The sequence below is a fragment of the Gordonibacter sp. An230 genome (assembly GCF_002159915.1).
GTDB lineage: Bacteria > Actinomycetota > Coriobacteriia > Coriobacteriales > Eggerthellaceae > Rubneribacter.
This window is the reverse complement of sequence record NZ_NFJP01000009.1, coordinates 64,636-77,186: the sequence shown is the minus strand read 5'-3', so window position 1 is coordinate 77,186 and position 12,551 is coordinate 64,636. Positions and strand designations below refer to the sequence as shown.

Annotated in this window: 11 protein-coding genes; 3 read left to right on the top strand and 8 right to left on the bottom strand. The window is 60.8% G+C overall.

What is annotated here, in order from left to right; genetic code table 11:
- Positions 1-301: 301 nt before the first annotated feature.
- The 4 genes from B5F40_RS06415 to dnaK all read right to left on the bottom strand — a co-directional run bounded on the left by B5F40_RS06415 (position 302) and on the right by dnaK (position 4,413).
- Complete coding sequence (locus tag B5F40_RS06415) at positions 302-694, bottom strand: heat shock protein transcriptional repressor HspR (protein WP_087193527.1); 393 nt, start codon at positions 692-694, stop codon at positions 302-304.
- On the bottom strand, positions 691-1,641 hold the full coding sequence (locus B5F40_RS06410; RefSeq protein WP_087193526.1) for a DnaJ C-terminal domain-containing protein: 951 nt from the start codon (positions 1,639-1,641) through the stop codon (positions 691-693). The genes B5F40_RS06415 and B5F40_RS06410 overlap by 4 nt, the downstream gene beginning before the upstream one ends.
- Before the next feature lie 76 nt (positions 1,642-1,717).
- Entirely contained in the window at positions 1,718-2,497 is a 780-nt protein-coding gene (grpE, locus tag B5F40_RS06405) for a nucleotide exchange factor GrpE (protein WP_087193525.1), read from the bottom strand.
- Between the two features lie 5 nt (positions 2,498-2,502).
- The gene (gene dnaK, locus B5F40_RS06400) at positions 2,503-4,413 is read right to left on the bottom strand and encodes a molecular chaperone DnaK (protein ID WP_087193524.1); all 1,911 of its coding nucleotides are present in this window, start codon (positions 4,411-4,413) and stop codon (positions 2,503-2,505) included.
- A 606-nt stretch (positions 4,414-5,019) separates the two neighbouring features.
- Here dnaK and B5F40_RS06395 point away from each other — a divergent pair.
- The gene (locus tag B5F40_RS06395; RefSeq protein ID WP_162610913.1) at positions 5,020-6,639 is read left to right on the top strand and encodes an FAD-binding protein; all 1,620 of its coding nucleotides are present in this window, start codon (positions 5,020-5,022) and stop codon (positions 6,637-6,639) included.
- Between the two features lie 94 nt (positions 6,640-6,733).
- Positions 6,734-8,149: a helix-turn-helix transcriptional regulator gene (locus B5F40_RS06390; protein ID WP_087193522.1), complete on the top strand. Its 1,416-nt coding sequence runs from the start codon at positions 6,734-6,736 to the stop codon at positions 8,147-8,149.
- A 165-nt stretch (positions 8,150-8,314) separates the two neighbouring features.
- Here the strand turns inward: B5F40_RS06390 and B5F40_RS06385 are convergent, their stop codons facing one another.
- The 4 genes from B5F40_RS06385 to B5F40_RS06370 all read right to left on the bottom strand — a co-directional run bounded on the left by B5F40_RS06385 (position 8,315) and on the right by B5F40_RS06370 (position 11,326).
- The gene (locus tag B5F40_RS06385) at positions 8,315-8,503 is read right to left on the bottom strand and encodes a 4Fe-4S binding protein (protein WP_087193521.1); all 189 of its coding nucleotides are present in this window, start codon (positions 8,501-8,503) and stop codon (positions 8,315-8,317) included.
- Positions 8,504-9,166: 663 nt separating this feature from the next.
- A complete protein-coding gene (hypE, locus tag B5F40_RS06380; RefSeq protein ID WP_087193520.1) occupies positions 9,167-10,189 on the bottom strand; it encodes a hydrogenase expression/formation protein HypE in 1,023 nt (340 codons plus the stop codon).
- A gap of 447 nt (positions 10,190-10,636) precedes the next feature.
- On the bottom strand, positions 10,637-11,059 hold the full coding sequence (gene nikR / locus B5F40_RS06375; protein WP_087193519.1) for a nickel-responsive transcriptional regulator NikR: 423 nt from the start codon (positions 11,057-11,059) through the stop codon (positions 10,637-10,639).
- Between the two features lie 12 nt (positions 11,060-11,071).
- Positions 11,072-11,326, bottom strand: a complete 255-nt coding sequence (locus B5F40_RS06370) for a dynein gamma chain protein (RefSeq protein WP_087193518.1) — start codon at positions 11,324-11,326, stop codon at positions 11,072-11,074.
- A 334-nt stretch (positions 11,327-11,660) separates the two neighbouring features.
- Between B5F40_RS06370 and B5F40_RS06365 the strand changes: the two genes are divergently transcribed.
- The gene (locus B5F40_RS06365) at positions 11,661-12,098 is read left to right on the top strand and encodes a hypothetical protein (RefSeq protein WP_204217343.1); all 438 of its coding nucleotides are present in this window, start codon (positions 11,661-11,663) and stop codon (positions 12,096-12,098) included.
- Positions 12,099-12,551: the final 453 nt, after the last annotated feature.

Sequence of the window (12,551 nt, the reverse complement as noted above, 5' to 3'; positions counted from 1 at the left end):
AAGATGAGAGCTCGATCAGCCACGCCGCCAGTCCATGCAAACCGAAACGAAACCGACCAGCACTGCCGAGCCATAGTTGTCGCGACGCTGGAATGGGCGATCCGGCCCTCGGAGCGAGAGCGCAGCCGACAGCGCATCGCCAAGCTGCAAGCGATGCAGGCACCGGGCGGACGGAACGGCTCCCCCGTGGCGGTCGCCGCAGAAACGGCGCCGTCATTTGAAACGCAACGGTCCGCCATGACGGAACAGACGACGAGACCGCCGCTCCCGATCTGCAATCGAACGAGGCATCCATGGCGACCTACGGCAGCCGTCGCAGAGCCGGCGGCAAATCCGAGACGCGAACGAGGGCGTTCACGCTCTCGCGCGTCTCAAGTTCATGCACACGATCAGCCAGTCGGCGCACTTTTTTATGAAGATCGTCAAGTTCGGCATCCCTTTCGTCCAGCCTTCCCTGCAAGTCGAGGATGCGGATAACACCGGCCAGATTGATGCCCTCGCTTGTCAACTCGTTGATAAGCTCGAGCCGGTCGATGTCCGCTTGCGAGTACATGCGCGTGTTGCCGCTTGTACGCTGCGGCGACACGAGGCCCTTCTGCTCGTATGCGCGCAGCGTCTGCGGATGGACGCCCGCCAGCTGCGCGGCCACGCTGATCATGTACAGCGGGCGGTTGCGGTCCGTTCGATCGCTCACGACCAGCTCCTAACCTCGTCGGTGGTGGCGGCGAGAAAGTCCTCCATGGCCTTCTTCTGCCCCTCGTTCAGCTCCGTCGGCACGATCACTTTGACGGTGATCTTAAGATCGCCCGTACCAGCACCCTTCACCTGAGGAGCACCTTTGCCCTTGATAGACAGGACCGTATCGTCCTGCGTGCCCTTCGGCACCTTCACCCGCACTTTCGTGCCATCAGGCGCAGGCACCACGACGCTTGCGCCCAGCGCGGCTTCGGCCACGCTCACTGGCACGTCCATGAGCACGTCGGCACCTTTGCGTGCATAATAAGGATGCGGCTCGATCCTCGTGGTGATCAAAAGATCCCCGGCAGCACCGCCATTTTCGCCAGGACCGCCCTTGCCTTTGAAACGCAAACGGCCTCCGTCCACAGCTCCTGCCGGAACCTTCACGGAAAGCGTTTCGGATTCGCTGCGGCCGGGAACGCGGACGGTTACGCGCTTCTCAGAGCCCTTGAACGCCTCGTCGAACGTCACGGAAAGGGTGACGTTCATGTCCTGGCCCGTGCGTGGACGCGGCTGACGCGCCCCTCCGAAGCCGCCCAAGTCGCCAAAGTCCCATTCGGTGCCGAATGCCCCTTCGCCGCGGCGAATGCTCTCAAGGATCTCGGCCCAACTGCCGAAACCGCCCGCTCCGCCTCCGAAGATATCGCCAACGTTCACGGAGCCGCCGCCCCAGCCTTGGGGAATATGGTTCTCGTTCGCCGTGCCGTACTGGTCGTAGAGTTTGCGCTTCTTGTCGTCCGACAGCACCTCGTAAGCTTCGTTTATCTCCTTGAACCTACCTTCGTCGCCGCCCGCATCGGGGTGGTGCTTGCGCGCGAGCTTGCGATAAGCTTTTTTGATCTCGTCAGCCGTCGCCGTGCGTGGAACGCCAAGCGTTTTGTAATAGTCGGGAGTCGCCGCCATGCGCTCCACCTCCTTCTCAACCGCTTCCAAACCGAAGGCGGGCCATCACTCCGCCCGCCTTCGCACCATTCCAATTTTACTTTTCCTGCTCCTGATCGGGCTTTTTCTCCCGTTTCGGGCCTCCGGTGGTAACGCTCACCATGGCGGGTCGCAAAACCTTCGAACCCATTTTGTAGCCTTTCTGGTACACTTCGGCAACTGTCTCGTCGGGCACGTTTGCATCCTCCACAGTGGCAACCGCCTGCGCCTCGAGCGCGTCGAAAGCGCCGCCTTTCGGGTCGATGACCTCGACGCCACCGGACGTGAGCGTGTTGACCAGCTTGGAGCGGACAGCCTTCACGCCATCCAGCAAACCGGCCTCGCCGTTGCTCGCTGCGTACTCGATGGTGCGCTCGAAGTCATCGATCACCGGCAGCAAGCTCGTGACCAGCTTCTCTGCGGCGCGGGCTTTCTCGGCCTCGCGTTGCTCTGCCGTTCGGCGACGGTAAGTATCCCACTCGGCGTGCAGGCGCACGAACTTGTCCTGCCACTCTTTCGCTTCTGCTTGCGCCTGCGCCACCATCTCGTCTGCCGTTGGCCCTTCGTCGCTGGGCGCGGGCTCGCCCTCGCAGGGCTTCTCCTCGGCTCCGATAGAGGCGCCGCCCTCGGCCGGCCCTGCAGGGCCGGCCTCAGGGGCATCGGTGTCGGCAACGGCTTCCGGGGAGGGGGTGGGGGGTTCGGAGCCGTCGCCGGGGTCGGTATCGGGAACCCGGGACTGAGCAACCTCGGTCCCGGAGCGTGCGTCCTCGATGGGAATCCTTTTCGCCTCGTCTTGCGCCGCGCGCTCCGGCGAAGGCGTGCTCGGCTGCTTGGCCATCGCGATTACTTCCCTTCCTTCTTGTCGTCGTCCTCGACGACCTCGTAATCCGCCTCGATGGTGTCGTCGGCCGACGCCGCGTTCGAAGCTGCCGCGCCAGCACCGCCTTCGGCGCTCTGCGTAGAGTACACGACCTCGGCCAGCTTATAACCCGCCTGCTGCATCTTCTCGGTCGCAGCTTTGATGGCGTCGATGTCAGAGCCCTCGAGCGCGCTCTTGGCTTCGGCGATGGCTTCCTCGGCCTGCGACTTCACGTCGGACGGAGCCTTGTCGCCCAATTCCTGCAGCGTCTGCTCGGTGGCGTTCACCAACGCGTCGGCGTTGTTGCGGACCTCGACTTCCTCTTTGCGACGCTTGTCTTCTTCGGCATGGGCCTCGGCGTCCTTCACCATGCGCTCGACTTCGTCATCGTTGAGCGCCGTGGAACCGCTGATAGTGATCTGCTGCTGCTTGCCGGTGCCAAGATCCTTCGCCGACACGTTCACGATGCCGTTGGCGTCGATATCGAACGTAACCTCGATCTGCGGCACGCCACGACGCGCAGCCGGAATGCCGGTGAGCTGGAACTTGCCAAGCGTCTTGTTGTCGGCAGCCATCTGGCGCTCGCCCTGCAGCACGTGCACCTCGACGGACGTCTGGTTATCGGCCGCGGTCGAGTAGATCTCCGTCTTGCGAGTCGGAATGGTGGTGTTGCGGTCGATCATCTTCGTCATGACGCCGCCCATCGTCTCCACGCCAAGAGAAAGCGGAGTGACGTCGAGCAACAGGATGCCCTCAACGTCGCCGGCCAGCACGCCGCCCTGCACGGCCGCGCCCATAGCCACAACCTCGTCCGGGTTAACGGACATGTTCGGCTCCTTGCCGGTGAGCTTCTTCACCAGATCTTGCACGGCGGGCATGCGGGTGGAACCGCCCACGAGGATGACCTCGTCGATATCGCCCGTCTTGAGACCGGCGTCCTTGAGAGCCTGTTCAACGGGCTTCTTCACGCGGTCGAGCAGGTCCTTCGTAATGCGCTCGAACTCGGCGCGCGTCAGGGTGTAGTCGAGATGCTTCGGACCAGAGGCATCTGCCGTGATGAACGGCAGGTTGATGTTGGCCTGCGTCGTGGAGGACAGCTCCATCTTTGCCTTCTCGGCAGCTTCCTTCAAACGCTGAAGGGCCATCTTGTCCGCACGCAGATCGATGCTGTTATCGGACTGGAACTTGTCAGCCAGCCAATCGATGATGCGCTGATCCCAGTCGTCGCCTCCCAGATGGTTGTCGCCCGCAGTGGACGCAACCTCGAACACACCGTCGCCGAGCTCGAGAATGGACACGTCGAAGGTACCGCCGCCCAGGTCGAACACGAGGATCTTCTGATCCTTGTTCGTCTTGTCCAAACCGTAAGCCAGCGCCGCCGCCGTGGGTTCGTTGATGATGCGGAGCACCTCGAGGCCCGCGATCTTGCCGGCATCCTTCGTGGCCTGCCGCTGCGCGTCGTTAAAGTACGCGGGAACCGTGATGACCGCCTGAGTGACCGGGCCGCCCAGCTGCTTCTCGGCGTCGGACTTGAGCTTCTGCAGCACCATGGCCGAGATCTCCTCGGGCGTGTAATCCTTGCCGTCGATGTCCACGACCGCGCGGCCGTCCTTGCCCTTCTGCACCTTGTAGCTGACGGTCTTGCGCTCTTCGGACGTCTCGTCGTACGAGCGCCCGATGAAGCGCTTCACGGACGAAACGGTGTTCTCGGGGTTGGTGACCGCCTGGTTCTTCGCGGCCTTGCCGACGACGCGCTCGCCGTCCTTTCGGAAACCCTCGACCGAAGGGGTGGTGCGATCGCCCTCGGCGTTCACGAGGATTTCAGGTTCCGAGCCCTCCATGACCGCCATGGCGGAGTTCGTCGTGCCCAAATCGATGCCCAGAATCTTAGCCATTATGCGCTTCCTCTCTTTCGGAGTTTGTCACCTCGGTTGCGAAGCCTTGCGCAGGATGATCGCTTCGATGCTTTCATCGACCACGCTTAAGCTCGTTTCGATGTTTTGGAATATATAATCTAAGTCATATGCTGTCAAGTTTTTTACCGAACTGTTATATAAGAACCGCTGACGCACACCACCATACCTGTGGGGGAGGCGCGCGCAGGCCCAGCGCATGATCGTTACGCTGCCAGCAAACGCTCGTTTCCGACACGAAACCACCTCGCCTCCCATGCACTGGAAAGCAGCTTGAGCGCACATGATCGAGCCTGATGAAAACCATGGTCGCTACACTCCGAGCACACACTGTGACCACTTCATGCAGGCGTTGTCGACACGACGACCATCTGCGGATGGCCGCACCGGGAACCCACATACGAACCGAAGCTCTGTTTTCGAGGAAATTGACACGGGTTAAGGCGTTGGGTTACGAAAATAACCGAATAGTTTTCGCACACCTGATGCCGCTCATCCTCCTTCTCCCTACTATAGCGACGCCGCCGCACGTCAGAACGAATGCGAAGTCGGCAACGCAATAGGGCAAGGGCAAGGAAGGGAGTCGCCATGGAAAAAGGCATCACAAGACGAAACCTCATCAAGCTCGGAAGCGTTATCGGCATAGGAGCGCTTGCTGCAACAGCAACCAACGGCTGCGCGCCAAAAACCCAGACCTCTTCATATGAAGCGCACGAAGAGGATTCGGATCAAGCGACGTTCCTCAAACAGCCGGAACCGATAACCGAATTCGCCGATACCAAGGAATTTGACATCGTGGTTGTGGGAGCGGGCGAAAGCGGCCTTTCCGCCGTTCATACGGCCCTTGAAAGCGGAGCCTCGGTCGCATGCGTGCAGAACATCGGCACTGCGCAGACCACCGGGAACATGGGCGCGTCGGTCGATACGACAAAGACCGACGAGGCGGGCATCGAGGCATGCGTGACGTTCCTCATGGAGAAGAACGCCTGGCGCAGCGATCGCAAACTGGTGGAAGCGTGGGCTTGGAACTCGTACGAAGCAGTTTGCTGGTGGGCCGATGCCGCCGCCAACGGAGGTGCCGAATCGAAGCCGTTCGACTCCTCGAAGGAGTACAACGGCTACACGTTCCATCTGCATGCGAACACCTACAACCATCTGGAAGGCGCCCACAACGATGCCGCGCTCGCCATTGCCAAAGCGTTGGAACAGGAGGGGGCTGAGTTCTTCTACAACAGCCCTGCCGTCCAGCTTCATACGGAAAACGGGCGAGTGACGGGTGCGATCTGCGAACGTGACGGATCCCACACGCTCTTCAAGGCACACAAAGGGGTGATTCTGGCAAGCGGTGACTGCTCGGGCAACGAGCAGATGCGCGACTATTACTGCCCCGATTTGAGAGGATTCAAAACGATGTCCGTGTTCCGCGACGGCTCCGGAATGCTCGCAGGCATATGGGCGGGCGCATGCATGACCCCCATCAATCACAGCAAAATGGTTCACGGAGGAGGTGCCCTCACCCGGCTTCAAGTGCCATTCCTCAACCTCGACATCCACGGCAAGCGCTTCATGAACGAAGTGCTCAGCTTCGCCTACCTTAACAACCTTATGCGCGAATACCTGGCCGAATACGACTACCAAAACTCGATGGCAGCGAAGTTTTTCACCATCATGCCCTCCAACTGGCTTGAAATCGCTCAAACATGGGCAGACGAAAACCCCGCTGAAGTGCAATTAGGGGTAGGCAACATGAAAGCACCCGACGAAAGCGCTTTCATCAAAGGCGATACGTTCGAAGAGCTGGCCGCAAACATCAACGCCTACATGGAGTCAGAGCAGTGGATGATCGACCCCATTGACGAGCAGACGATCGTGCAATCCATCCAGTCCTACAACGACCTATGCGCAACAGGGGCCGATAAGGAGTTCGGGAAGAGGGCGAAATACCTCGTGCCCATCGCCAAAGGACCGTTCTACGCCGTTCCGCGCGGTGCGAACAGCGTGCCCGCCATCCTAGGAGGTCTCATCGTCAACGAAAACCAGCAGTGCCTCGATGCCGGGGGCGAGCTTATAGAGGGCCTTTTCGCAGTAGGGAACGCCTCCGGACAATTTTACGGCGGCGTCGACTACCCGATGGACATTGAGGGGCTCTCCATCGGTCGCGCGATCACATCAGGCTACATGACGGGGCATTACGTGGCGAGCCTATAGGGCTTGTGGGCGCAGAAAGCCTCCTCGGCTTCTGCGCCCACAAGCCCGCTTTCCATCGCCGTACTATCCCTAAACCTCGATCTATAATAGGGGCATGAGATCACTCCCGCACGCCTGGACCCCCACACGCATCGATCATCTTGGGCAGATGATCCCCTACCTGTTTGCATTGGGATGCGCCCGCGCATGGATGACGCTTACGTTCGCGACGCTTCCCTCGGCGGCCGCCATCGCGATAGACCCCCATGCTGTTTTCGATTGCGCCTACGCTCTCGTCGGGGTGGCATGCTCGCTCGCCTCCCGCAAGCTGACTCCGTTGCAGGAAAGAACCATGCCGAAGCGCCTTGCGCTCTGCGCCATGACGGCCTCCTCGCTTCTGGTCGTATTAGCCAACCAGACCGGCTTCTCCTTCCTCAACATGGGAGGGGCCGTTTTCGGAGGAGCCGGATTTTGTCTCGTGCTTCTCATGTATTCGGAAGCGCTTGTCCCCTTGAGTCTGGTGCGCATCGCGCTTTACACCGCCGCATCGCGATTCGTAGCCGTGCCCATCGCATGGATGTGCCAAAGCGACGACCCGTGGCGCACAGCCTTCGCGCTGGCGATCCTGCCGATTGTCGCGATCGCTTGCACACGGCATGCCTACGCAAGCGCGCCTGCGGCGAATCGACCTGCGGGCAATTGCGCGTTCACCATTCCTTGGAAGCCCATCGCGCTCCTATCGCTGTATGCGTTTGTGTACGGCTTGCGCGAAGCCAACCTGTCGATGGGAGCAGGAATTCACTCGTCGCTTTCAACGGCGATCGTCATGGGAGTGGTGTTCGTTTCCATCTACCTCTTCTCAGACAGATTCAGCCTTGCTGCTGTGTGCCGATCACCGTTGCTTTTGATGGCGTGCGGCGTCTTGCTGATACCGACCGAAGGGATGGTGGGCTCGATCAGCTCGGGCTACCTTATCTCCATGAGCTACACGCTGGTGTCGCTCCTCCTCTCGCTTTTACTGTACGACCTCTCGAAACGATTGGGAATCGCCATCGTCTCCCTCATGGGGATGATCAAGGTCTCGGCCCTCTTTCGCGTTGCCGGAGCATGGTGCGCCGAGGCACTTTCCCAGTTGGGCCTCTTCGGACAGACGCACAATGCGGCAATGATCGCCGTCATCGTGATGATGGTGCTCGCGGGCACGCTGATGCTTCTCCCAGAGAAAGAGATCGCATCTATGTGGGGCGCTCGGCATGTCGACGCGAAAAACCTCGCAGGCGAGCTTCACCGGGAAGAGCGCATCAACGAACGATGCAACGAACTTACTCGCACGCACAAGCTCAGTCCGCGCGAGGACGAAGTTCTGAGATTGCTCGCACGGGGAAACTCAAATGACGCCATCGAACGAGAGCTTTTCATAGCGAGCGGAACGCTGAAGGCGCATATCCAGCGCATATACGTGAAGCTCGATGTTCACAGCCGCAAGCAGCTCGACGAGCTTTTCTCAGACGTTCGCACTGAAAGCGCATAGACTGCGCGCTGGCAGGGAGACATGGCGAATCGCCGCAGATTCGCCGTACAGGCCTTTGCCGCATACGAAACCCCGCCTTCGAACCGATATCGGAGGCGGGGTTTCGTCAAGCATGCGCGAAACATGCATGCGGGCGTGAGCGGAATTCGCCACACGCCGCAGGCTCTACTCCTCGACGACCTCGGGGATGGCGCCCATCGGGCACTCTTCGACGCAGTCGCCGCATGCGATGCACGCGTCTTCGTTCACAACCTCCGCCGTGCCGCCTACGACCTCGAGCACTTCCTGCGGGCACGCATCAACGCAAATGCCGCAGCCGATGCACTCATCGGCTTCGATAACCGGGTGAGACATGTCAAAACTCCTTCTCGTCTAAAAGCATGCCGACGGTTCGCGTCGGACGCTTCCCCAAAAACCGCATGGCCGCAAGATACCATTGTTCCCTGCAAATGCAATATGAAAAAACGAATTTATCAGGGTGCGGCAGAAAAACGCATTCGCATGCAAGCAAGATGCTGGGACGATGAAAAGCCGGCAGGGTGACTGCGCCGGAACGAAGCCCAACGCCAAGGGCTCAAGCAAACACGATGAGACGATGGCGACGAGTAGCGCAAACGACGTGAGCGCGATGGCAAACAACCTTCAATCCGCATCCCAGGATCCATGAAAACCGGAAAGATCCTAGCTCCGAACGCTTCGCAGCCTTGGAAAAGCCCCGTACGGCGCGCGTTCCGAGAACCCCAGTGGAACAATTCTGAACGGATGCGGTCATCAAGCATCGAGAAAACCGCGTCCGCGCGGCCCAACACCTTGCAATGAGCCTCCTTGGCAAGAACCGCGTCGGAACGATCGCCAACCGCCCTTGGCTGCTTTTGCTCACAACAGGACCGTTACCTTCCGCAAGAGGCGGGCGGCCTCTCGCGCAGGAAGCGCAAGGGGCACGCAACATCTACGCCCTGGCCGCGAGCGCGCCGAAACTCCCTGCGAGATCGTCTCCGAGCACTGCGCGCATGGCTGCTAGCAGATGCGTGGCAACTGCTCGCCTACCAGCATGTCCAGGATGCGCGTGCCACCGAACGCCGTGCGCAGGAATACCTTCGGCCCGCGTTCCGGCTGCATAGCCGTCACCTCGCCGATAACGGCCGCATCGGCTCCGTAGCGGTTAGCGCGCATTGCCGCCAACGCTGCCTCAGCTTCGTCGGAGGCCACCACACACACCATTTTCCCCTCGTTCGCCACCTGCAGCACGTCGTATCCCAGCATATCGCACGCACCCTGCACGGCGGCCTTTACGGGCACCGCGTCCTCTTCCACCAGGATGTCAGTGCCCGACTGCATCGCCAGCTCGTTCAGCGTAGAGGCCAGTCCTCCACGGGTAGGATCGCGGAAACAGCGCGTATGCGGGGCGGCGGCCAGCACATCGGCTATCAGATGATTCAGCGGAGCGGCGTCGCTTTGCAAATCGGTTGAAAAGCTCAGAGACTCGCGACAGCTCATGATGGTGATCCCGTGGTCGCCAAGCGTACCGGTGACCAGCACCTTGTCGCCCGGTCGACAGTGCGCGCCCCCCAGTTCCACACCCGCAGGCAGAGCCCCCACGCCGCTCGTGTTGATGTACACGCCGTCGCCATGGCCTCGGTTCACCACCTTGGTGTCGCCGGTGACCAGGATTACTCCGGCCTCTCGGGAAGCTTCGGCCATCGAAGCGCAGATGCGACGCAAATCGTCGATGGAAAACCCTTCCTCCAAGATGAATCCGCAGCTGAGATACAGCGGACGCGCTCCGCTCGTGGCCACATCGTTCACTGTGCCACACACCGCCAAGCGACCGATGTCGCCACCGGGAAAGAAGCATGGCGTCACCACGAAGCTGTCAGTAGAGAACGCCAAACGCTCGCCCGGTTCCAACGAGGGCAGCACAGCCGCATCGTCACCGCGCAATAGTTCATCGCCAGCATAGGCAGCGAAAAACACCTCGTCGATGATTCGCTTCATCATGCTTCCGCCACTGCCGTGCCCCAGCATGACCGTTTTGTCCATAGCCTCGTCGTCTCCTCGATCTGGTCGTCTTCAATTCGTATCTCGGGCGGAACTGCCGCACCAAGACGCATCGCCGTCTTTTGATCGATGCGCAATGCCCGCCACGTAACAGCACTGCCCACCTGCGGCTGCGACACGGCGTGCGCCGCGCTTGAACGCCCGACTTCACACCGTTTTCGCATCGCGCCAGGCTCGACACCAGCGATCGCCATCGATCGAGCGCGACTGCACCGTCCGCAGCGCGGCGCGGAAGCGGCTTGCATGCACGTACAGCCCTCCGGCAGATCGCCTTGCGTCCGGCGCGCCCCGCCACCCGATGCGGTGCACGGAACCCGCAAACGCAATGCACGCCGAGACCCGCTACACGAGCACGCCGTGCTCGAAAGGCTCATCTCATGCCGACAAGCCGAGCGCCGCAGCGTCCAATCGCCACGCAATCGCTTCCGTCTAAAGAGCGTGACCCGTCGTGGTCACGACAAGGCGGCCGTTCTTAACGCCCTTTGTGCCCAAGATAAGGTTCGCGATATCCTGCACGAGACCCGTCTCTCCACGCAACACGATGATCTCAAGGCAGCGATGCGCGTCAAGATGCACGTGCATGGACGAGATGATGTACTCGAAGTAATCGTGCTGGATGGCATGGAGCTTTTCCTGCAAATCGCTTGCGTGGTGATCGAACACGATGGTGAGCGTGCCCACCACCTCCATGCCGGGCGTGGCGCATTCGTCCTCTACCAGCGCATCGCGCACGAGGTCGCGCACCACTTCGCTGCGGTTTTTCGCCAGCCCGCGCCTCGCCACCAACTGATCAAAGCGAACGAGAAGCTCCTCGGGCATGGCCACCGAAAAGCGCATGAGGTCGTTGCTCATGGATGCCTGTGCCTACACCAAGCTGACCGTGACGTTGGCCCCGGCGGCGGCATCGTCCTCAAGCGCGTCCTTCGCTTCGTCGAGCGCGGCGCGCACCTCGTCGAGCAGCGCCTGGGCGGCGTGCAGCTTCTCGCACACGGTGGAGAAACCCGCGTCGCCCGCCTGATGCGCCAAATTGTGCGCCCAACGACGCTCAAGCTTCACATGGTCGTCGATCTGCTCGATCATCTGCTCGAACTGGCCTGTGTTAATCCCGTTCGTGCACATACTCCGCCTCCTATCGCGGTATCCTCGTGGCGCACCGAAGCAGCGTCGCTTGAACCCTGCCACGCGCCTGCCGCAAACACCTTGCGCCTTGGGATTTGCCCCCAAGGGCAGATCGCAGCTTCCGCACGCCACGCCGACCGCATCTGCGCGAAACGCGCCGGAAGAGAGCTTCGAAGCGATTCCTCTCGCTCCCTTCCGGCGCCGCCCTCGCGGCAATCGGCCCTTCGTTATCGTTGCGGCACGCCGCAGCGCAAGATTCTTGCTATCATGAAGGTTATACGGCTTAGCGTGATCGACCGCAAGGGACAGTGTGAAAAAATCCGCGAAAGGTAACATGTACGAAGTCACACTCGAAGAGACGTGGGATTTGTTCGGTTCGTATCTGGACGGCTCGCGCTCGGCGCTCGTGTGCGCAGTGAGCGAGAGCTCTCTGAGCGCGCGAGCCCGATCGGCGCTTGAAAGCTCGCTCGAGGCGCTGGGCTATGGACGCGAGTCGTGCGCATATGCGACGCTAGACGCCGAGATCGACTCCGCTGCGCTGTTCCTGCTTCTGGAAGGGATAGATCCGCTGTGCCTCATCGCAACGGACGAAACGGCCGCTCGAGCGCTCGGTAAAACGTACCGTTGCCATGTCGAGCCTATGATGGCATCACGCGCATTCGGGCGCACGGTTGTGGCGTTTCGCAATTTCGATACGATGCTTGACGATGCCCAGAGCAAGCAGACCGCTTGGGCATTGCTGAAGAAACTGCCGCGCCTCGGCGCACACTGACGCCCAACCGCATCACATCTTCGCCGCGACGTTCAAGCGCAGAACCTGCGAGGGCATGTGCACGCGCTTTGTTTGAGCTGCATGCGACGGCCCCTCCCCAACCGTAGCCCCACGTTCGCCAAAGCGGCGCGCTCATGCAGCACCAGAACCTGAGAACGACATGCGCATCCAGACTTCAGAACCCGTACATCACTTGCACGTACGATACATGTGCGCTTCGTCGCATCCTCGCGTACCGCAAGCCTATGTTCTGTACGCACCATACGGCATCACACCATGCATCATCTGCAGAACCCCGATATTGCATGCCCCAAGCTGCGGCTCCCGCAGGGCTTTCGCCATCGAGCGGGAGCCGCAAAAGCGTCAGGGATGCGAATTGCGCAATTGGTCAAACAGGTGTTTCATGTGAAGCACCTGTCGTCGACCGGAAGCCAACCGAACGAGCGACAGACA

What these genes read in the sequence shown, in the direction of transcription:
- grpE (WP_087193525.1), bottom strand. Translation starts at nt 2,497, where the DNA reads ATGGCCAAGCAGCCGAGCACGCCTTCGCCGGAGCGCGCGGCGCAAGAC.
- dnaK (WP_087193524.1), bottom strand. Translation starts at nt 4,413, where the DNA reads ATGGCTAAGATTCTGGGCATCGATTTGGGCACGACGAACTCCGCCATG.
- B5F40_RS06395 (WP_162610913.1), top strand. Translation starts at nt 5,020, where the DNA reads ATGGAAAAAGGCATCACAAGACGAAACCTCATCAAGCTCGGAAGCGTT.
- B5F40_RS06370 (WP_087193518.1), bottom strand. Translation starts at nt 11,326, where the DNA reads ATGTGCACGAACGGGATTAACACAGGCCAGTTCGAGCAGATGATCGAG.
- B5F40_RS06385 (WP_087193521.1), bottom strand. Translation starts at nt 8,503, where the DNA reads ATGTCTCACCCGGTTATCGAAGCCGATGAGTGCATCGGCTGCGGCATT.
- B5F40_RS06410 (WP_087193526.1), bottom strand. Translation starts at nt 1,641, where the DNA reads ATGGCGGCGACTCCCGACTATTACAAAACGCTTGGCGTTCCACGCACG.
- hypE (WP_087193520.1), bottom strand. Translation starts at nt 10,189, where the DNA reads ATGGACAAAACGGTCATGCTGGGGCACGGCAGTGGCGGAAGCATGATG.
- B5F40_RS06365 (WP_204217343.1), top strand. Translation starts at nt 11,661, where the DNA reads ATGTACGAAGTCACACTCGAAGAGACGTGGGATTTGTTCGGTTCGTAT.
- nikR (WP_087193519.1), bottom strand. Translation starts at nt 11,059, where the DNA reads ATGAGCAACGACCTCATGCGCTTTTCGGTGGCCATGCCCGAGGAGCTT.
- B5F40_RS06390 (WP_087193522.1), top strand. Translation starts at nt 6,734, where the DNA reads ATGAGATCACTCCCGCACGCCTGGACCCCCACACGCATCGATCATCTT.